Origin of the sequence: Rhizobium sp. CC1099 (genome assembly GCF_029714385.1) — a bacterium.
In the GTDB taxonomy this organism is placed as follows: domain Bacteria; phylum Pseudomonadota; class Alphaproteobacteria; order Rhizobiales; family Rhizobiaceae; genus Rhizobium.
In genome coordinates, this window is the sequence record NZ_CP121643.1 from 16,729 (window position 1) to 37,624 (window position 20,896).

General features: G+C 56.9%; 13 protein-coding genes and 5 pseudogenes. 9 read left to right on the forward strand and 9 right to left on the reverse strand.

Going from position 1 to position 20,896, the window contains the following annotated elements:
* The first annotated feature begins 58 nt into the window (after positions 1-58).
* The 3 genes from QA644_RS33505 to QA644_RS33515 are packed head-to-tail and all read left to right on the forward strand — an operon-like array spanning position 59 to position 4,506.
* The gene (locus QA644_RS33505) at positions 59-1,390 is read left to right on the forward strand and encodes a metallophosphoesterase (RefSeq protein WP_283074359.1); all 1,332 of its coding nucleotides are present in this window, start codon (positions 59-61) and stop codon (positions 1,388-1,390) included.
* The gene (locus QA644_RS33510; protein WP_283074233.1) at positions 1,391-3,454 is read left to right on the forward strand and encodes a hypothetical protein; all 2,064 of its coding nucleotides are present in this window, start codon (positions 1,391-1,393) and stop codon (positions 3,452-3,454) included.
* Positions 3,454-4,506, forward strand: coding sequence for a hypothetical protein (locus tag QA644_RS33515; RefSeq protein ID WP_283074234.1), 1,053 nt, complete (start codon positions 3,454-3,456; stop codon positions 4,504-4,506). The genes QA644_RS33510 and QA644_RS33515 overlap by 1 nt, the downstream gene beginning before the upstream one ends.
* 372 nt (positions 4,507-4,878) lie before the next feature.
* On the opposite strand, the gene QA644_RS33520 is transcribed toward QA644_RS33515, so the two are convergent.
* The 5 genes from QA644_RS33520 to QA644_RS33540 all read right to left on the reverse strand — a co-directional run bounded on the left by QA644_RS33520 (position 4,879) and on the right by QA644_RS33540 (position 11,324).
* Positions 4,879-5,487: a hypothetical protein gene (locus QA644_RS33520; RefSeq protein ID WP_283074235.1), complete on the reverse strand. Its 609-nt coding sequence runs from the start codon at positions 5,485-5,487 to the stop codon at positions 4,879-4,881.
* Between the two features lie 30 nt (positions 5,488-5,517).
* Positions 5,518-5,841: a hypothetical protein gene (locus QA644_RS33525; protein WP_283074236.1), complete on the reverse strand. Its 324-nt coding sequence runs from the start codon at positions 5,839-5,841 to the stop codon at positions 5,518-5,520.
* 273 nt (positions 5,842-6,114) lie between these two features.
* Positions 6,115-7,155 carry a heparin lyase I family protein gene (locus QA644_RS33530; RefSeq protein WP_283074237.1) on the reverse strand — a complete coding sequence of 347 codons (1,041 nt, stop codon included), beginning with the start codon at positions 7,153-7,155 and terminating at the stop codon, positions 6,115-6,117.
* 11 nt (positions 7,156-7,166) lie between these two features.
* Positions 7,167-8,240 (reverse strand): hypothetical protein, encoded by a 1,074-nt coding sequence (locus QA644_RS33535; RefSeq protein ID WP_283074238.1) that lies wholly within the window; start codon positions 8,238-8,240, stop codon positions 7,167-7,169.
* A gap of 159 nt (positions 8,241-8,399) precedes the next feature.
* The gene (locus QA644_RS33540) at positions 8,400-11,324 is read right to left on the reverse strand and encodes a hypothetical protein (RefSeq protein WP_283074239.1); all 2,925 of its coding nucleotides are present in this window, start codon (positions 11,322-11,324) and stop codon (positions 8,400-8,402) included.
* 364 nt (positions 11,325-11,688) lie between these two features.
* Here QA644_RS33540 and QA644_RS33545 point away from each other — a divergent pair, with 364 nt between their 5' ends.
* Together QA644_RS33545 and QA644_RS33550 are read left to right on the forward strand one after the other, a co-directional pair.
* On the forward strand, positions 11,689-13,659 hold the full coding sequence (locus tag QA644_RS33545; RefSeq protein ID WP_283074240.1) for a DNA/RNA non-specific endonuclease: 1,971 nt from the start codon (positions 11,689-11,691) through the stop codon (positions 13,657-13,659).
* 675 nt (positions 13,660-14,334) lie between these two features.
* Positions 14,335-15,035, forward strand: a pseudogene (locus QA644_RS33550) (IS6 family transposase).
* A gap of 106 nt (positions 15,036-15,141) precedes the next feature.
* Here QA644_RS33550 and QA644_RS33555 read toward each other — a convergent pair.
* Positions 15,142-16,017 (reverse strand): uracil-DNA glycosylase, encoded by an 876-nt coding sequence (locus QA644_RS33555; protein WP_283074241.1) that lies wholly within the window; start codon positions 16,015-16,017, stop codon positions 15,142-15,144.
* 50 nt (positions 16,018-16,067) lie between these two features.
* Positions 16,068-16,760 (reverse strand): hypothetical protein, encoded by a 693-nt coding sequence (locus QA644_RS33560; RefSeq protein ID WP_283074370.1) that lies wholly within the window; start codon positions 16,758-16,760, stop codon positions 16,068-16,070.
* On the opposite strand from QA644_RS33560, the gene QA644_RS33565 reads away from it, so the two are divergent.
* Both QA644_RS33565 and QA644_RS33570 read left to right on the forward strand, forming a co-directional pair.
* Positions 16,659-17,303 (forward strand): hypothetical protein, encoded by a 645-nt coding sequence (locus QA644_RS33565; protein ID WP_283074360.1) that lies wholly within the window; start codon positions 16,659-16,661, stop codon positions 17,301-17,303. The two genes, QA644_RS33560 and QA644_RS33565, sit on opposite strands and share 102 nt — an antisense overlap.
* A 552-nt stretch (positions 17,304-17,855) precedes the next feature.
* A pseudogene (locus QA644_RS33570) lies at positions 17,856-18,011 on the forward strand (transcriptional regulator); the annotation flags it as partial.
* A gap of 239 nt (positions 18,012-18,250) precedes the next feature.
* Here the strand turns inward: QA644_RS33570 and QA644_RS33575 are convergent.
* Positions 18,251-18,669 (reverse strand): annotated as a pseudogene (locus QA644_RS33575) (hypothetical protein); the annotation flags it as partial.
* A 24-nt stretch (positions 18,670-18,693) separates the two neighbouring features.
* Between QA644_RS33575 and QA644_RS33580 the strand changes: the two are divergent.
* A pseudogene (locus QA644_RS33580) lies at positions 18,694-18,877 on the forward strand (ISL3 family transposase); the annotation flags it as partial.
* Positions 18,878-19,496: 619 nt separating this feature from the next.
* Positions 19,497-20,015 (forward strand): hypothetical protein, encoded by a 519-nt coding sequence (locus QA644_RS33585; RefSeq protein ID WP_283074242.1) that lies wholly within the window; start codon positions 19,497-19,499, stop codon positions 20,013-20,015.
* 133 nt (positions 20,016-20,148) lie between these two features.
* On the opposite strand, the pseudogene QA644_RS33590 reads toward QA644_RS33585, so the two are convergent.
* Positions 20,149-20,871: pseudogene (locus QA644_RS33590) on the reverse strand (response regulator); the annotation flags it as partial.
* Positions 20,872-20,896 lie beyond the last annotated feature (25 nt).

Consider the following 20,896-nt stretch of genomic DNA (forward strand, 5'->3'; position numbering starts at 1 on the left):
GTGACGTCTCGCACACCTCAAAGGGTCGTTGTAATCGTTGAGTCATGAGAGGTGCTTGATGCGGCGGGTTCGAATTCTTCAAATTGGCGACATCCACTATCCGGGTTGGCGGCTGCACCAAAGCAATCTCGACGCAAAGGATCGCCAGTTCGCACCCGGAATCACGGACGGTCTTCGCCGTTCATCGTTCCCGGCGATCCTTCGAAAGATCGGCCAATTGTCAACAGGGCCAAGCTGTCATGGTGTCGTCTTCGTCGGCGATTTCACGACGGCTGGGCGATCAGAGTATCTCGAAGGGGTTTTTCGACATTTTACGTTGCTGTGTCGGCGCAATGGAAAGGAAATCGAGACACCACTCCTGTTTGTTCCGGGAAATCATGACGTCAATCGAGCGGACGCCCGAGACCTGGGCCGCTTGGAGAAATTTCGCGCCATGGCCCAGCTGGCCGCAAAGTATCGCTGGGAAAAGGTCCCCTCCGAACAACCGGTCCAGGTCAAGCTAACTGGCAAGGACTGCTCCCTTGATTTGACCCTTCTAAACACCGCCGTCGGAAGTTGGGAATTGCATAATCTGCCGGAGTTTCTACGGGACAAACTCCAGGCTGCCAACACGCACACGGCAGCACTCGACCTTGGCAGTTTTTCAGGAACGGACATCGACCCTTCGGCCGCTCCCACCGTACCCCCTGCCAAGCTCGTGGAACAGTACTACGGTCAACTCGACACGCCATATGTGATGCCGCAAATGTTGGATGCCGTGCAAAGGACGCTGGATGAGGGAAACGCCACATTTGGTGTGCTTGTCGGACACCACAATCTCCTTCCCCAAAAAATACCACGTATTTCGCCTTACGGGGAAATGCTAAACGCGGGTTTTGTTAGAAGTCAGATGCTCAGCCTCAATCGACCGATCGTATATCTTCACGGCCATATCCATCAGGACCCGGTGGAGGTCGTGAGCGATCCTCGAATTCCGGACAGTAAACTCATCCTCATTTCGGCTCCGGAGATCAAGGATGGGTTCAATGAGATCGTATTCTATTTGAGCGAACAAGACGACCTTGTTGGTATCCGTCTGATACCCCATCGTGCCAAGTCTGAGGATGGCACTCTGGTGGAGGCCGCGCATTGTTTCATCTCGACGCTATCGCCCTCGCGCGCGAGCATCGACAGCAGGACTTTCGATCTCTTTCGCCGGCTGAGACAGCATAAGGAAGAGCGGAGCGGAGACCTGCTGTTCTGGAACGAAGTCCAGCATTTGGCTGGCTCAGATTTCGAGGGCGAGGCACTGGAAGACGCTCTCATCATGCTGCACGCGTCGCATCTAATTGAAATCGATGACCTAAACAAGCCGAACAAGAGTTGGCGTATCCAGCTGAAGGGCAAATAAATGCAAAATCCATTTGGCCCTAATCGTATCGAATACGAGAGCCGGCCGGTCCTGTGGTTCAGTCAAAAATCGCGCGAAATATCTACGGCGAAAAAGCCTGTATTTGTCTCCGGCACGCGGGGAAGCGGCAAGACAAGTATTCTTAGGTCGTTGTCCACCATCCACATCCTCGAAGATGCCAACCTCGCCAAACAGGTCGGCATCCTGCCGTGGTATGGGGTATTCTTCCAGCTTAACGAGACCTTTTCCCCTCTAATCGACAACGCTGCGCTGGCGCTGATCCCCGGTCCGATTAGGCTTGATCCCGAGGCGGTCAAAAATCGGCAGTTCGTTATCTTCTCGCACTATCTCGAGCTTAAAATCATCGAACGCTTCCTGGAAACGGTGTCCGCACTCAGAGAAGAGGGAAACCTTGCCTACACCGGAACGGAGGATCGCGACGCCGCGTTGGAAATACATCGCGAAGCGCTGCACTTTCTCGAGATTAGCGGGCGTCAAGATTTTTTTGGGCTTGGCGAGCTTAGGAGGTTGGTCTCTCGTTATATAGACAATTGCTTCAACGCTTTCTTCATCGGGAGCGAGAAAGCACGCGAGATGTTCTTCGCCACTGACCCGGGATCGTTGATTAACAAGGTCGTGAAGACGATTTCCCCGTTAATATCCGGGCCGGCTTTCGCAAGCGACCAGCCGCTCCAGTTCAAGATCATGATCGACGATTGCGAGGCATTGACGCCGTTACAGCAGCAGTTCCTCAACACGATCGTCCGTAAGACGCGAGGTGAGGTCAAATGGGTCCTCGCCTTCATCGGCGGGATATATGACACGATCAGGACGATAATTCCGGGGCAGTCGCTATCGAGCGCTGATCGGGATGTCGAAAACCTGGACTCCGCCACGGACAGCGAGTTCGCCACTCTTTGTCAGAATGTCGCGTCGCTTAGGCTCTTTTACGCGCTTCCGGAGGCCATGAAGGACCAACTCCGTCGTAATGATCCCCTGACCGCTTTTTCACTAAGGAACCGCCTTGGCAAAATGTCGGTGAATCAGATCATCGAGCGGGTGATCGAATCCGGATCGTCAGAAGGCAGGCAACGGCTGGTCAGGATTGCCGAGGAGGCGCGGCATTTCTTTGAATTGCATGTCACCAAAGCCGAGAGGGAGCAATTCCCACTCAACTCGAAGGCCGGACTGTACGTTGAAGGACTGGCGCTCGCTCAGCTGTCGGAAGACGTCCGGCCAAAACCAGAACGTCGCGTTGATACGGTTTTGCTGAAACGCGTAATTGCACGAAAGCAGGGATGGGCGTTCTTGGAGGCTTGCAGGATCCTTCGCCTCCACGAATATCCGTATGTCGGCCACCAGATGATTATCCAGCTGAGCGATCTCTGCATCCGCGACTTTCTGGACATAATGGGCGCAATTTATTCGGAGGAAGTCTCCGGCACGTCACCCAAGCGTCTCCTGGAATTCATCAATTCGGACCATTCGGTGAGCCTGGAGAAACAACGAAGTGCGGTAACCGCGGCTTCCGAGAAGAAGCTACAGGGTCTCCAGTCGCTTTCCCAGCCCTTTGAAGAAGAAAGCGTGAGGATGGTTCGCGCTCTAGGACGATTGACGTCTCGCCTTCAAACCGATGTCATAGAGCGACAGGCGGCGACAACGACAGAGCGCGGCCTCTTCCGTATCAACCGAGCGGAGATGCGGGCCTTGGCCATGGGTCTCGACCCGATCGGAACGAAGATCGATGAAATTCTGAGGCGTGCGGAGAAAGACGGCTTCATTCGAGAGGTCTCCGAAAAAGGGAAACTCGAGGCGGCTGAGCACAACCCAGAAGCAAACGAAATCACTGTACGCCTTCACCGTCGGTTCGCACCACACTTTCAGTTTTCCTATCGCGGTCCTTATGTAGTGAATGTTTTGCCTGCTGGGAGGGTTGTCGAGCTATTGCTCAATCGGAGCCAGACTGCGGAAGAATGGGCCGACAGCGTACTCGACGAGCTCTTCCCGCCTGCAGATGACTTGGGTTTGCGCCAAGGCTCGCTGTTTGAGGTAAGAGACCAATGATGACCGGTGGGTATAGCGTCTGCGGCAACATAGCTGTCGGTCATAAACTGCTGACTGGTGGCGAAGACCTCGAAAAGGTCACGGCCGACATCGCGATATTTGCGCTGGGATGGGAATCGCGGTTTTTGGCGCTGGAATCCCACGTGGCGCTGAATATCAAGCGCATCTTGGTTCTGGATTTTGAACTCGCGGATACGGGTGACCCGGCCATTGAAGCCAACCGTAAAAAGCTTCTCGACCTCGCTAAGAAATGGGACGTTGCGCTTACCGAGATAAAGCTGGCTCCGTCTACGGAATTCCTTAAAAATATCAACACGCTCGGCCACACCCTCACCGAACTCGCTAGGCAGATCGGAACCTACCATGGAAGTCTGAGACGGGTATTTATCGATTGTTCTACAATGCCGCGCGTCTATATTCAGTGGTTGGTGGCATTCGGATTTGGCAGCATGGGCGCATTTCCCGCAGTGGATTTCGGATATGCAGAGGGCTCCTACGCACCTCCGTCCGGATCGGCGGAGTTTTCCAGCGTCGTTGACCGATACGAAACAGTTCCATTGCTCAATGGTAGCGGGGGCATGGGGGAGGAAAAATTTCTCATCGTAGGCATCGGCGGCGACGCCGACATGTTTTACGGTCTGGTGGACGAATTCAGCCCCGAAAGGGTAGCGGTTCTTGTACCCCAGAGCAGCCGTCACGCACATCTCGATACGCTTCTCAACCAGCAGGTTGCAAAAATTACTGAAATGTACAGACTGGGCGACGAGGAAGTCCGCAGACTTGGGTCCTTCTCAATCGAGGCATACCTCAAAGCCTTCGAGGAATATGCGATGAAAGTTGGCGAGAGGGCTGTCATAAGCGTGTTTGCGGGTGGTCCCAAAGTTCAGGCTATCGCTGCGGCCCTTTTTGCTTGCGCTGATCGAAGGGTTCAGGTCAAAGCTCGGGTTCCCAAGGCCTATGCGCGGAGAGACGTGCAGCAAAATGGCAGCTACCACCTGTTTCGCTTGGTCGATTTAACGTCGCCAGCTTGTAGCCTGCTCGATACATGGTAGCCGTCATGATCTAATCGCGAATCGTTAAATTCTGCAGCTTAGAGTTGAGCATACTCATTGGCTCGTCACGGCGATCGCGCACGCTGAGATCCGGTTTAGCGTCTGTGGCGCCACCAGATGTGTTGTCACGCCCATTTGCCTGCTTTCGCCGCCGTTAAACGGCAGAAGTGTCGCTTGAACTCACGGCCAACCTAGGCGGCACTAGGATAGGCTCCCCAAGTATCGCACTAGGCGCGAAATGGGCCGGTAGCCCATATTGGAGGGTTACGCTGCCGCCAACGCTACGCTAAATCAAGCGATCGGGTTTTCAATCGCTTAGCGAAGCAACGCGCGGGTCGATGGTTCGAACCCTTTCAAGGCGAGCACTTGCGCTTACATGGCCGTAGTTCTGCGCCATGAACGCCATGTTCCGATGAGCAGACACGTAGTCAGGACAGGCCATAGGACATGTCCCCATGATTGGAGGATCTGCGGTTCGAAATAATAAGGCGCTTCCTTGTTTATTTCCTCGGTGCGACTCATGCAATGTGTGATGCGCGTCGGTCCAGAGACGTTCGTCCAGAGGAAGTCGTAATGCGGTCGTGTTGGGCACAGCTCCGCCGGCGCCAAGGTAAGGAAATACTGCAGCGAGAGGGCAGCAGATGCGAGAACGATAAGGGCAAAGACGATCGAGAGCGCGATTCCATCGTGACCGACGTTTCCAGATGGCACGTTGTCAGATTGCACTTGCCCGGCGCGGGCCGCTTGGAACCACATCGCTCCCGCGACCAACGATGCAAGCATGGGACCAAGAATGATGAAGTACACGGCATTCAACTTGAGAGGAACATAGTCGCCGATCAAGGGGAGCTCGCCGGTGTAGCTCGTCGGCGCGCGTGCGATCCATAGAGCCAGAATAAGGCCCGCCAGAGTAATGAGGGCAAGTCGGACGACCGGATCCTTCAGAAACGTTCCGGCATCTCCCGCGGATGTTTCTCCCATTGACAGCACTCCCTCTTGTTGTTGCGCGTGCTACTGGCACAATTTTTTCGCCTCGTTGGACAGACCGTCGCCAAGTGATTGAGAAATCTGCTCGCCGAGCGCCTTCACGATGTCGCCGAATGTCCCGCCGGCAGAAAGAAGCTTGATCTCCCGGCGGTTCATCGCGCAGGTGGCGAGGTCAATTTCCGCGTCGAAACTAAATCGGGCCGAAACGTTGCCTTTCAGTGCCACGGCGTCCGATGTCCGGCAAGTCAGAGAACCTATGGCTCTTGCTGTCGCAACATCCCTCTTCACGTCGATGGCGAGTTCTTCGATTTCAACTTTCTCGAAGTGGTCGACGCCGATGGTGAACAACCCCGTCTTCACCTTTAGCGCCTGGCAAGGCTGGGCTTTCTCGATCGCATTCTCGAGGGCATTTCCGGCCTTTGCAGATGACGGTAGGGCCAGCAGCACGGAAGTGACGAGAAAAATTCGCCAGAGTTCGGATGACCGGGCCATCCAGGTTTGTTCAGTATGGCCATTGCCGTCAACCTTCGCTCATCCATGCTAACTCTCCGTCGATTGGGCTTGTGGATCCGCTCTATTTCGTTGATACGGCCTGGCGATCCTGCGCCAGCGCGTCGTCGGTCAGGGCGGCGCTAACGTGCCATCGGGATCGACATCCTCCTTCCGCTCGCTGCGGATGAAGTGATCGAGGCGCGTCACGGTTTCGAACTCAGCGTGGTTGCGATACGACCCGAATTTGAAATACTGGCTCTCCTTTGCCAGAAACGGCTTAAATCCAATGGTGCCCTCGGTCTTGGAGATTTTTTTCCCGTCGGCCCAGATTTCGATCAGACCTGTTTGATCCGAAACCAGTCGCAGGTGGTAGACCATCGTGGTCCATTTCCCGAACGGATCGGGCAGCGAATTGTAGCGGGTAACCGACAACCCTTGCGCACAGCCGGTCAACCCCGGGAGCGACAACGGTGCTGGTCCATGGGCGAGATCGTCGGTGTCGTGTCCGACCGACAGCGTCTGGGTCTTCATCAAGGAGAAGACCTGCGCCGGCTTGACGAGCGTATGTGGGGTGCCGAATCCTGGTTCGACCGGGGCAGTGTCTTGCGAGGCGATGAAGACGCGGCATAGGACATTCTTCGGGTCGCGGTTCGGATCAGCATTATCCTGCTCGAGGGAGACGGTAAAGGCGCGGCCGTTGAAACGCTGCGCGAGGACAGGAGCGTCCTTCGGAGAATTAGTTTGCTTCCACTGGCCGATGACGAATCGCCCGGTGGTCGGCGTTATGCTGTCGTCGATGAACATATCAAACCGGTACCAAATATCGGTCCCGATCTGCGCCAGGATTTTCTGGGCTTCCCATAGTTCGGAGCGTTCGCTACCATCGCGGTCATAGGAACCATCCTCTCGGGCGCATCCTTTTGGGCGCCAGGCAAAGGCCAGCACGTTGTTCTGCGGCAGGGCTCTTACGACCTGCGTTGCGGCAGTTCTGGCGTCACCTGCCAATTTGCCAAAGGAGAAACTGTTTTCGTCCCGGCTGCATGAAAACCAATTATCGGAAACGCTCGTGGCATCGAACTCGTCGCGGATCGTCGGTGACGCCGCGTTCGCCTGTCGGCCTCCAGCCATCACCAGCATCAGGGCCAGTGCGCAGATCCATCGGCTGTTCATGGCCCGTCCTCCTAGTTCATCTTGATGGTTAAACTGCTCGGGCAATGGTCGGAAAGACGCATCTTGTCGGCCGGCGTCGGGTTGGGCCAGGGAAATTGCTTTTCCGATTCCGGTACGATCATGCTTGCGGCCCGGGTGCCATAGATAAAGAACTCGATGGGGAGAATGTTATAGGCGTCGGGGTTAGCGATACCGGACGGGTTCGGCTGCCGAAACTCGCGCCAGCATGTCGACATGTTTTCATAAGGCTGCCGGTAGAGTTGAATGTCGGAACGCGGGTCCCGGTCATGACCGGTCTTGTCGGCGCTGTAGCCGCTCAGTGCAATCCAGACTTCGTCAGGGATCGCGCCGGGCTGCGCGTCGAGGCGACGGTTGAAGTCCCCGACAATCATCCACGCTTCGCCCGCGGCTTCGCGCGCCTCGATCCATTTGCGAAGCGGATACATCTGCTGTCCGATAGTATCACATGCCCGGCTGGCTGGCTGTCCGGTTGCCGGATCGGTGTTCCACAGCCTGAAACTTATGAAGTCGTCGAAGCAGCCGCTCTTGAGATGAACATCGAGGACCCGCAGTGCCGACCCGCCCGGCGACTGGATCGTGACGTCCAGGCCCCATCGGATCCGGCGGATCGTTCCGTTGTCGTCAAAGGTGACATCGAGTGGCTTGTAGTCTGCTGCGGAGATAATCTTCAGCTCTGAGTTCGGCCGCAAGGCCACTGCCGGATATTGTACGCGCGTCGCGGTCTTCGGTTTGACGGCGGTCGTGCCGCTCTTGGTACAAACTGGAGCGATGGTTTGTCCCTCGGCCTCCGCGAACTGGCCGCTGATGCAATGCTCCCAGCCCTCGGCCACCGGAAAGACTGCGTCCAGCGCAGCCGGGCTGGTTACCTCTTGAAGAAACATCACGTTTGCGGATACCGCATCACGCCAGTGTTTAAGGTCGGCATAGTCTTGGCTGGAGCGGATATGGTCATCGGGAAAGACGGTCATGGGGTCGCCTGGGTAGACCAGTGTTTGAATGTTCCAATTGCCGAGCGTCAATTCCGCCGCTACTGCCGGCATCGCTAAGACCATCGAGATCAGCATCATGCATATCGAACGTGTCAGCATTTTCCCCTCCGGGTTCATGTATAGTCCCGCGGTGCGCGCCTATTTCTATCAGCGAAGCGCATGTCATCCATGACGCCTGCTGTCCACCTTTCTGCCGCGGCAAGCTCCACCTGCTTTCGAGCGTTTGAGCGGACGCTAATTGCTGCCAAGTCGAGCGAGAAACCGGACCGCGCTCCTGCTCGGCATGAACAGGTAAGCTCCCCCGCGCATCCGCACGAAATCCTTTATTCCGGTTAGGTTCAGCGGGCCGCGCGGTGACGGTATCGTCAGCCGTCCCATGCCGCCCCCACGGCCAGTGATGGGGTCGACCTCGTTTTCCAATCCGTGAAACTGCCAAGCCGTGGCCCAGGTCTGCTGAACGAATTCGAATTGGCGTTCGATGTCGGCATTGAGGCACATGAAGAGAAGGCCGGGTTTTTGTTCCTCAGGATCATTGGCGCCAACTGCGTCAAAGCCTCGCCCCACACGCAGGATGCGATGACGATTGACGATTGACAGTTCATCCTTTGAGGCCGGGGCCAGACTATCGCGAGGATTGGAGCGGCGAATATGCGCGCCGAGGGGACAGCGCTCGCCGAGCGGATCCTCGGCGCCAGGGAGGAAATCGTTGTCGGGCCGAAATTGCCCCCCATTCTGCTTTCTGGTCCCCGGACCATGCGGATAGCGCACCAGCGAGGAGCCATCCTTCCAACGACCAATCATCTTGGCGCCGATCCATTCCGGCAAAAGCTCCGGGTCGAGTTGATCGGGCACTGCCGGATGGTCGGCGTAGCGTTTCGCCGCGTCGCTCACATAATCATTGAAGACATCGACATATTGCGCAAGTTGACGGATGACCAGGAACGTGCCGTTCCGTCCGAGGTCGCGCGCAGCGGCAGTGCTGCTGCTGCCAAAATCAGGCTGGAGTGCGCCACGCGAGTGCGTAGGCTCGGCGAGCGGCAAAAGATTGCCGGGGTCCATCGCAGCCGGCACCTGCGGCGACGGTGGAAAGAAGCCACGCGTGTCGGGATAGCCGAGCAAGAACTCCCCCGGCTCGACCGCATGGATGGTGTCCGACTGGCGCATCCACCGCCGGGTTCCCTTGATGATCGGTTGGGAAATTCCGTCGGCGAAGCCAAACGGCTCTCGGACCGTCTGTGATGCCGTTTCACCCGGCCCTGGCTGTGGCAGCGGCGTCGGTGTGACCCGATGCGTGACCCGTGCGCCGGCGGCATCGATTCCTGAGATCAATTCCCCGACGTATGAGGCAAGAGTAGGTTCAGAGTCTGCATAAATGAGCAGCGCGGCATCGACCGCGTTCTCCGGACCGCCCCATAGCCATTGCGCAGCCTGGTCGTCGCCGGTATCGGCAAGAAGATTGGCCCGACCGGGCGAACCCATGCCCAAACGAAATGCGGTCGGGAAGGCATCCTGGACATCCGAGGGCAAGCCCAACCGTCCCAGGCCGCCTGCCGTCAGCGCGCAGATCAAAACCTTGTCGGCGGGTGGCTGATCTCCAAAGGTGATCTGATCCTCGATCGATTTCAGCCAGGCACATGCTTGCTTGGAGTCGTCGGATAACCTAATCGCGAGGCATGTCGCATAGGGGTGTTTGCTCAAGCCGCCGTAAAGAAGCGTCTGGACCTCGAAGGTCTCGATCAACGTGGCCGGTCTTACCTTTGAGCCGAACAGTCCGAGCCACGCCGCGGCTTCATCTTCAGTCGATACCGTGCCAAGTCCCTGGCGGATTGCGGCGTTGGTGCGAATGCGCGCGGTCGTCAGGTGCGGATAGGCGCTGTACCAGAACCATGTCGGTTGCTGCTGGCGGCGCGCCCAGCGCTTGAAACGGTCGCCATCTGTCGCTCCCTTGAAGAACAGGTTTTCGGTGCGTGGGAAACCGATGGTATTACTCCAGGCGGCGGTGAGGCCACCTGACGCCTTGGTGATGAAATCCTCCAGATAGCTTTCCCAGCTACCACCGTAGTTCGAGAAAAACAGGAGCTTGTTGGTCTTCGGCAGTCGCAGCCAGCGGGCATAGTGGATCGTGCTGATATCGCCGAGAAATCCGGGCCGAAAGCGCCTCGTTGCCATCTGCCCGATCACCCAGAAGGCTATCCTGAGCGTCAGGCCGCGCAACAGCCCGGCCTGCATGATCGAAATGCCGGCAAGATGGTTCTGCTGCGTGTCCTTGAGATTTTCGGCCTCGGTCAGCGAAGCCATCACATCCGGATTGACCAAGGTGTCGACCGGCGTATTGGCGGCCTCGCGCCGGCGCAGGCCAAGGTAAACACTCACAACGACCGCCAGTATGGCCACCGTGGCGATGATGGTCGAGAGGAAGAAGGCGATCACTCCGACCGCGAAGCCTTGTGAAAGCCCAGCCGCGATCGTCGCGGCAATAACCGAAAGCCCGAGCAAACAAAGAACCGGCCAGAAAAACTTGAGCAGTCCCCCGAAGACAAGAGACAGTACGAAGCCGAAATCAAGGCGGGACGGCCCTTCGGCGGCAAGGCGGGGAAATGGTTCGGGGCTCAGCAGCGGCGCCAGGTCGGCATTGGCTTTGACTAAATCCCGTACGCGCGCAACGGTGGCTAGCGGGGCGCCGGCGGCCGGGTGAGTGTCGAAATGGGAGCGGAGTTCGCGGGCGAGCTGATATTCGCGCTTGATCCGCGCCACTGTCATCCCGGGCGTGCCGCAGAAGTCGAGCCCTGGGACATCGAACAGGTCCTGGCCGGTGCGGACATGGTGCGATGCGAGAAGCTGGCTGAGCGAGCCTGTCGATTGAATTGCGGCCACCGATAGGATGTCGCTGACGAATGCTGCCAGCTTGGTGCCGACGGTGTCGAAGGCGTGTTGCGGCTCTCCGTCGACCGACATTTCGAAAACCAGATGCGTCGGCTCTCCAACATCGCCACGAACAACGGTGATCGACATGAAATGCACACCCTGGTCGCGAAGGGCGCTGCGGATGAGCCCTTCTTTGCCGAACAGCTGAGGGCGGAATTTCTTGAGTTTTGCATCGACATGGTCGGCCCTTTCGACACCGAACGGGATCGCACTTGTTACAAGCGATTGTGTCATACCTGCCCCTCCGGCTCGACGAGGTCGCCGCAAACCTCCTGCTGCCGCATGGTCCGCTGGTCCCCCTCGAGGCCGATAGCGATCTTCGCGTCAGGCGTGCAGTATCTGTTTCATTTTATTCGCGGACTCACAAGCTAAAACCATCTGAAATACTTGTTTTGTGCGACAATTTATAAAGCTGTCAAATCAAGCGAAGAAGATTGCCGTCCTACAGGACGACACGACAGTAAAAAAGCGCTTTCGCGTTCAGCGTGAAATATGCTTCAATCATTTGCACGACAAGGGGCCGCGTGTCGCCATCTCTTCGCCCCCAGAAGATGACCGCCAAAGCTAAACTGCTGCTTTCAAGATTGAAGACCATGGCATGGAAAAGGATCGGGAAGCGTCAGATGGCGAGAAGGACATCGTTGCCACTCAGTCCGCGGCGCTTTCCATAGAGGTGGAAAAGGTTGCGCTCGCCGAATCCAATTATGTCCCGGCTGAAGAGCGCGACTTGAGGCGGACCCGCGCTGAAGCCGATAGTCGTTTTTCCGCTCGCCAGAATTTTCTTGAACCCCGGCGTAGCGATCCGAACGGTTTCGAGCGGATCATCGGCCAAAGCGACCTTATGTCGATCAATTTCCTTGATCGCGGGCGGCGGGCGGCCGCGGCAGTGTGCCGGATCAAGGTGCCGAGCGATGGCGGCGCCTGGTATGGAACGGGGTTTCTCGTCGGGCCACGCCTATTGCTGACCAACCACCATGTCCTCGGTAACGCTGACGAAGCCAGCCAGTGCGAAGCCGAATTCGGTTATGAGCACGATATCGATGGCGTGTTGCGCGAGGGCGTCAGGTTTAATCTGCGTCCGCACGAGATTTTTTACACCAACGCGGAACTCGACATCACCTTCGTCGCGGTCACGCCTTTGTCGGATGAGGGCGTACCGATCGACCGTTATGGCCGGCTACCGCTGATCCCGCTTTCCGGTAAGGCGATCGATGGCGAGTGGGTGACCATCATCCAACATCCGAACAGCGAGCCGAAGCAGATTGCCATTCGAGCAAGCCAGATCATTATCCTCGATCCGCATGCGGCGCCCGACGTCAATCTTGATCATTTCATCCACTACTCCACAGATACGGAGCCGGGCTCCTCCGGCGCTCCGGTACTCAACGATCAATGGCAGGTGCTGGCCCTGCATCACAAGGCAGTACCCGAACCGAAAAAACCAGGGAGGCCCGAAGGAAAGCCAGTCTGGATCGCCAATGAAGGCGTCCGCATCAGTGCGATCTTCGGCCTGCTCGAACAACAGCGCTTCGAACAGCCACAGGCAGGCCTTGTGCTGGACCGGCTCGATAACTCGCTTGGGCTGCCGTCGCTGTCTCAAGGCGGCATCCAGGGAGACACTCTGCTTGAAGCGGACCGGAGGCCGCTGGCGCTCAAGCGTTGGGCCGGCGTCACCGGATATGATCCGCTCTTCCTCAGCGCGCGGATCGATCTCCCCGACATCTACGCACCATGGCTGGCCCAAAACCAGATTGCGCCACTGCTGGATGGGTCCGGGCACGAGCTGGCGTATCATCATTTCACATCCGTGATCCGAGCGGACAGGAAGTTTCCACTGCTGACCGCCGTCAATATCGACGGCAACAAGCTGGTTCATCCCGGCCCACGCAAGGATACGTGGCGGCGCGATGCGCGGATCGCCGCAGAATACCAGCCGGATGGAGAATTCTACGAAAGGAACAAGGGAAAAGACCCTGTGCAATTCAGTCGCGGGCACCAGGTTCGGCTGCTCGACCCCTGCTGGAGCAGCGCAGCCGACAAGGACCAGGCACTGGTCGAGTCACAGATGGGCGCAGAGGGTACGTTCCACTACACGAATGCGGCTCCACAGGTTCAAACCTACAATGACATCGACTGGGGCAATCTCGAAGATTACCTGCTCGACAAAGCCCAAAGCACAGACAAGCGGCTGACCATTTTCACAGGCCCGATCTTTCGGGAAAATGATCCCCTTTACGGCAAAGACCGAAAGGGTGGTCCTTGGAAAGTCCCGTTGTCGTTTTGGAAGATCGCCGTGCTTCAGAAGTCCCCGGCCAAGGTCGCGGCCGCAGCGTTCATTGTTGGGCAGACGCAGTATGTGCAGGCGCTGTATGAGGCGAAGGTGTTTTCAGGACTGAAGCCCTACACCGTCGATCAGATGCGCAAGCGTCGGATCCAGACGACGATTGCTGCCATTGAAGCCGAGACTGGGCTCGATTTTTCCGCAGTCCGGCCTTTCGATGCGCAGGGGACGCTAGAATCGACCCGGCAAACCCGTTGGATCAGCGATATCAATGACGTCGTAATTTGATCCTGAACAAAGCTTCTACACATGCGCGTCGGCCGACGATAACGTGTCTGCTCTCACAGTTGGATGATCAAAGCAAATCGCCCAGATCGAACTGCTGTCATAGATGTAGGCGTTCGGGCGGGGGTCACTTCGCAACAAAACGATATGTTTTGACTGATACGGAATTTGAGGTTTGAACGAGCGGCTGTGGCAGTGACATTCCCCGCGTCGCCCGAGGTATTCGATGAACTAATGGCTCCGAGGGTGCGAAACAACCGGTCTAAAGTTCTACTCATTTCAAGCAACGTGAGGTAACAGAAGCCACCGCGCTCTTATGTACTTGACGTTTCTTTGGGCTACCAGTATTGGTTGTTCGAGTTCGACAGTGTACTCGACGGCAATAAGAACGGTAGGTTCAAAGCGCGCGCCAAAGAAGGTTCGGTGTCAGCTGCAAGAGCTGATCGGTTGATGGAGAAGTCCTCCAGACCTGAATCCGAAGAGGCACACAGCATGGATCATCCCGGCTGGCCTGATTCTAGAGTTCTTCAGCGATAAACGCCGTCCGCGCTTTCGCTAATCAAGCTTTTCGACCTAGGGTGGCTTCGGTGGCAGGAAAGCGCGAACAAAAGCACGGGGACTTTCGGAAAGGCATCGTCAACTTAACGGAATGTGGAATTCGATGTGCGATGAAGGTTCATGACAGACCGTGATCCACTCTATCGCCGACATCGCTTTCCCGCTAAAGTTATTGCCCACGCCGTGTGGCTCTATTTCCGTTTCCCTCTGAGCCTGCGAATGGTCGAGGACTTGCTGGCTGCCGGTGGGATCATTGTCTCGCACCAGACCGTCCGGCTGTGGGCGGAGAAATTCGGCCGCACCTTTGCCAACGAGATCCGTCGTCGATCATCCGGTCGGCTTGGGGACAAGTGGCATCTCGATGAAGCCGTTGTTTCAATCCGCGGCAAGAAGCATTGGCTGTGGCGCGCAGTTGATCAGGACGGTTTCGTCTTGGAGGTTCTCGTACAAAGCCGCCGAAATGCAAAGGCCGCCAAGCGCCTGATGCGCAAGCTCTTGAAGGGTCAGGGACGGTCGCCGCGTGCGATGATCACCGACAAGCTGCAGTCCTACGGCGCAGCAAAGCGAGAGATCATGCCGGGTGTAGAGCATCGCTCCCACAAAGGGTTGAATAATCGGGCGGAGAATTCTCACCAACCAGTCCGGCGGCGAGAGCGGATCATGAAGCGCTTCAAGTCACAGCGACATCTACAACGCTTCGTCTCCATCCATGATCCGATCCCAACCTATTTCAAATCCCGCGCCACGACATCTCCTCCGGCCACCATCGCGAACTGCGCAAGGCGGCGATGAGCCTGTGGGCGAAAATTGCCCGAGCATGAGAGATATCTGCGGATGGCGTCTTTCGCTGGCCTTTCATCCGTTAAGTTTACGATGCCATCAGGCGTGTGCTGCGCTTCTGGAACCGGATCAGCAACCGGTAGCAGACTAGAATGGAAGACTTGCTTGTCTTGGAACCGGGCTCGAGAGACCATAATGATGATACATCCCAGACACGAATTCAGTTTGGCCACCGTAACTCGGATGCCGGACCTGTTGCGAGATAATGTCGAGTTCCGAGAGCGCGGACTGCGCGTCACGCCCGATCGCAATCACGCTGCGCGGCCGCAGCGTCTGCAACAACCATGCAAGGAATGGGCGGCATGCATGCCGCTCGGCGCGGGTATGACAACGGTTCGACATCGCGTCGCCCTGCTCATGCGGATGGAGCGGAAACACGTTCCAAAGAAAGATCGGCTGACCGACGACGCTCAAAACGTCCCAGATGACGGTTGCGGTCCGTTCCGCCAGGGCCGGCCCGTGGGTGGCTCGGGCAAGAGGCAACGAGCCATAGAGCTCGCTATGCGCTTCAAGATGCAATTCGTCGGTGAGCGCCAAGCCGGTCCTGCGGCCTCCGCGATACCCAAGGTCGCGCGCTATCCAGAGCGAGGCAACGCCTTTCGTCTGGGCCGCTTCAATAACAAGCCGCAAATTCGCGCGCCGGATGGCAGGCGCATCGGCATTGTCGAATTCTCCGCAACGGTCCCGATACGGATTGAAAACGGCCTCAAAACGCAGGTTGCTCAATTTCTCGATGAAATCGTTGGTGTTTTTTATCGTGGTATCCATCTCGAATCGCCTGACGGAGAGGTGAGCATCGATGTGACACCATTTTTTCGGGCGGCTCGCAACAGCGTCCTCAGCCTGAACGAGGGAGGGCGGCATTTTTGGCTTGCATTGCGGCAACAAATACACATTTCCAGTGGAAGATCGCATACTGACCCAAATGATGAAAGCACTATTGTTGTCTGGCCCCCGAGGCAAGGTTATAGATCTTCCACCAACAGCGAAGGACTGAGACGCTCGTGACAACGCTATCCGCAGAGGACCTGCTTCGCTTGCAGCAAGAGCAATTCCGCCACGACCAGCGGAACCACTCCGACATTTGGTGCTTGCCGAAAACCGATCGGTTGAAACATTATGGCCTGCATTTTGCAAAATATGTCGGCCGTGTCGCTCGCGGTGCGGACGAAACAAAGACTTTCGAGCGAACCATGGTCGATGCCGCGCTTGTGTGCCTCAGCGCTGCCAATGTGTTGCACCAGCACCTGCAGCCGAAGGAGATAAAAGCTTTTAACGATCAGGTCGACCCGTTGCGCAATTTTGCTGACGCGGCCGGACGCTTTGCTGACGCCTGCGAGAAAATCGATCACCTTGAGGAATTCCTGACAATCGCCCGCACCGCCAACGAAGATGTTCTTTCCTGGGTAGTCACCTCGGCAAACGAACGGCACTTCAATCTGGAGGAAGGTATAAATCATCGCCGCAAAGAGCTGGCGATCCGGCAGTTTTACATTGCGGATTGATTGATGAGCTTCTGGAGTGGGGAAAAACTGAAAGCAAACCCTTCGGTTGTCGTTGATTTCGACGAGAAGCAGATTGATGTGAATGCCTACAATCTTCGGATGGGCGATTCCTACTTCCGCACGGCGGACGGCTCCGTCGTCAAGGAAGCCAAGAAGCTCAAGCTTAAAGAGGGGGAGGCATTTACCATCCCACCAGGTCAATTCGCCTTCCTCGTCTCCAAGGATTCGATCAGCGTGCCGCCCAACGCTATGGCGTTCATTTCGATGCGGACCAGGATTAAGTTTGAAGGGTTGATCAACGTTTCGGGATTTCATGTCGATCCCGGTTACAAGGGTAAGCTGGTCTATTCGGTTTATAACGCGAGCCCTTCTCCCATCCAGATATGCGAAGGCGACAATCTTTTTAAAATCTGGTTCGCGGAGCTCGATCGCGCTTCTGAGATACCCTACGTTTTCGAGGGCAAAGGCAACACCGACATTAGCAACGACCTCGTTCGCGGCATGAGCCAGGAAATTTTCTCTCTTCAGGCGCTCGCCGTGAAGATGCGCGAGCTTGAGGCCAACATGAACCAGAAGCTCGCTGAACAAAAGCCGGTCATCGACAACCTGACCTTCATCTGGCGTGCTGTCCAGCTGGCAATACTGGGTGCCCTCATCCTTGCCTTTCTGACAACAGCCTGGCCATCTCTTCAAGCGGCCGGGGAGGCGCTCTTGAATTATATCCGCAGCAAGATCGGACCCTGAGCGCTGCCCCACTCACGTGGAAGGCGGTTTTGACGCAATCAAATGATAGGCTTGGGCGTAAGCTCGCAGGTCCTGTATGAGAGCATTTGTCCCTAACGCCAAGATAAGCGCTTCGAAGAGTGCAGTCGGTCCCGAGATGAGATCGGAAAAAACGGGCTGGCTAGAAAGCATCATCCACAGGCCCGTGGTCAAAGCCGCTAATGTGAGCAGACCAGCGATAAGCGAGAGGATGGTCCATGCCCAGATCTTGGTTGAATGCCATTCACTCGCGAGAGCAAACCATGATCCCTCTCGTTTTAGGTGTTTGCCCGCAACCGAATAAATTTCGACCATCCCGAGAGGAACTGTCGGGTGCTAGAGCATCGATTGTATCCGCCGGCGGTTGACCTCGGTACAGCACCGCGAAGCGGATTTGACGTTCGGGCGCGGCTAGGCTTGAGTAAGATTTGAAATAGGCCGATTCAGCCTCGGCATCGGTTCGCATTAAAATTTTTCCCGCGCGCGTGACTTTCGCAAGAGCTGCGACTGAGAGGGGGCGGAACAAGAGGAGTGCGAAAGGACACTAGGGGCACCAAGCCCGTACCGGTCGGCGATGAGTTGGCAGATCTTGTGCAGCTCGAAGAGGAAAACCAGAGGCTCCGCAAGCTATTGGCGGAAAAGTTGCGAGCGGAAAATGCCGAACTGCGCAAGAGGCTCGGTCTGAAATAACCAAGATCGGGAATGCGCGGGGCGACAGTTTTCTTCTGCGTTCTCCGTGTTACACTCACCAAATTACACGCAATGCTAAGCCTCTGAGATCATTGAGTGCACTACACACGACCTTGTCAAGCCTGCGTCCCGCGACGGGACCTCATCAGACGCAAGCCTTATACTTGCCTACGTCAACCACGTAGCTCTCTTCATGCCGCCATAGGGTTTGCGCTCCAGCGAATGCCCGTCGCATCCATTCACATGCGGTGAAGAACGAAACCCAGTTTGCGTGCAAGGGCAACCTTTGCGCGCTTCATCCCGCGACGCCTAGCCACATCGAGCGCCCAGCGCTTTAGACTGGAAAAGCGCGTCGCCCGCGTCAGCATCGCGTCAATCACCATCGACAATATCGCATGCCCTGCAATCAGTTCGCGGATGCGCGCCTCGAAACGCCCTCGGCTGACTTCGCCGACCTTTAATCCATAGGCGCGCAGGCTGAGCTCGACGTCGAGCAGCTTGGATTGCAGAAGCTTGCGGCCAACCAGGAGAGCCCGAGTATCCTGGGCCGGCGACGATTTGGCGTGAACCGGCGATACCACCCCATGCGGAGCAGTTGCGCGATCGCCCGTGCATCCTTGCAGTCGGTCTTCACCGTCATCGCCGAAAGCGCCGCCTTCGGCGCTGATCTCACCGCAATCATCGTTTCGCCCGCATTTTGCGCCGGGATATCGATGCGGTCAAAAATTCAGTCGAACTACCCTGTAACAACGGACAGGCAGAGGGGCAGATCAACCGTCTCAAGACGCTGAAGTGAGCCATGTATGGCAGAGCTGGGCCAGAAACTGATGAGGTCGAGAATGCTGCCGCTGAATCACAGAAAGTGAGGAAGAACCTCTTCGAGTGCCGAGCTCGCCTCGTTCAGAACGAGAATGGCAGGCTCGCCATAGAGCGCTCTCGCGATAGCGATACGCAGGCGCTCCCCGAGGCCGTTTTTGGAGACGCGGGTAGCCGCGTCTCAATGTTCACCTTATCCGATGTCCGACGATGTTAGACATGCGACATAGCGGTTTCGACCGACCGCGTTGTGTTTACAAGAGTTTCTTCTTTGGCACGATTAATGCTTCGGGTAATCCACAAACCTCGTGAACCCGATATCTACGCCGAGTCAAGTGATACCAATGTTCTCCACTGATCATCCCCATGCCGATCCAGATGCGCGTTCACGTCGATGACAATGCGGGGCCAGACTGCTGCGCCTGGAATTTGCTACCGTTCATACGAGTAAAGGTGAGGGCGGAAAGTCCATACCAACTTTGCAATCGGTCCAATTTGGCCAGTTCCTGAAATGTCCGGAAACTCGTCAAGGCATCAGGTCCGGGCGCGGCGGTTGCGCAACAAGGCAGCCGCAGGCTCCTCAAGGCTTGAACCCTGCTGCACACCGGCTTTTGAGGAGCGTAGATCCAGGACGCGGCAATTGACAAAACTGAATGGAGGCAAATGGCCATGTTGAAGATCGGAGCTTTAACGCTCGCGCTGTTCGTTGAGGCGGGAGCGGCGGGCGCGCAGGCGCTGCCGAACGCCCCGGCGCCTGCGGAGCCGCCGCTGGCGGTGACCGACTTCGGGCGGGCGCTCACGACCAACGACCGCTATCGCCGGCTCTCGGTCAATCTCCCCGAAGTGACTTTTCGGCCGAGCGAGTACACCTTCGCCTACCGCCGGAGCAGTCACGGCGAGCCCGAGTTCTTGCTGGTCAAGGCCGCCACGGGCGAGAAGCGGGCGGCCTTCGATCGGGGTCCGCCTCGCGGTGGCGCTGACCAAGGCGACCCTGTCCCCCACAGGGGGCGCAGTCTACTCCATCATGCGGCGACTCATGTCGACCGCGAAGACAACCATGCACCCGGCAGCGTCGTCTCAACAATCACCATGCTTCATGCTCAAACTGGGATCCGAAACGATCGGGTCACCGGACGCCCTGCACCGCTCGGAGCGGTCTCAGCTCACCGTCCGTACGCGCTCAGCTAGTCTCGGGGGACGATCCATTCTTGCGCTGCCTCGGGAGATGCGCGATCCCTCCAACGGCAACGGCAACGGCAACGGCAACGGCATCGGCGGCGCTGGCAGCGCCTCGCCGACTGCTAGAGACAGCCACTGAGCGGGCGGCCCATGTACCCCCATGGCTAATTTCCACGTCAGCGTCGAAGAAATAACCCGCACCCCGGGATGTTTTAATCAGACAAGGATTAGCCGGATCTGCTTCCAGCTTGCGGCGCAAGCGCAAAATGAGCACGTCAACACTTCGATCATATACCTCATCTCCACGCACTCGGCTCGCTAACAGAAGCTGTTCTCTGGATAAGATGTCATTTGGGTTTTCCAGCAAGGCCAGCAGAAGATTGAACTCACTGGACGTCAGCTTGACCTCGCCGCTCTGTTCAGAGATCAATCGGCGCTGCTTTAGACCGAGCGTCCAACCGGCGAAATGAAATGAACGTCGATCTTTTGTCCGTTGGCTGGGCGGCCGGTCGCGCAACGCGACCCGAATGCGCGCTAAGAATTCTCGCATTCCAAAGGGCTTTGCAATAAAGTCATTTGCTCCAAGCTCCAGTACAAGAACCTTTTCGGCCTCCTCGAGACGAACGCCGCTGATGGCAATTATCGGAACATCAGACTTTATTGTCAGATTGCGGACGATCTCGAGTCCATCTTCGCGCCCTAGGTTAAGATCGACAACGACGAGGTCGACCGGCTCACACGTGAGGACGCGATTGAACTGCCAACTATCGGTTACTGCGGTTACCTTAAATGCATGTATCGTAAGGTACTCAACAATGAGGCGCCGCATCGCGGCATCATCATCGATGACAAGAACATGTTTCAACGGCTCACCTTTCAGATTGGGATCA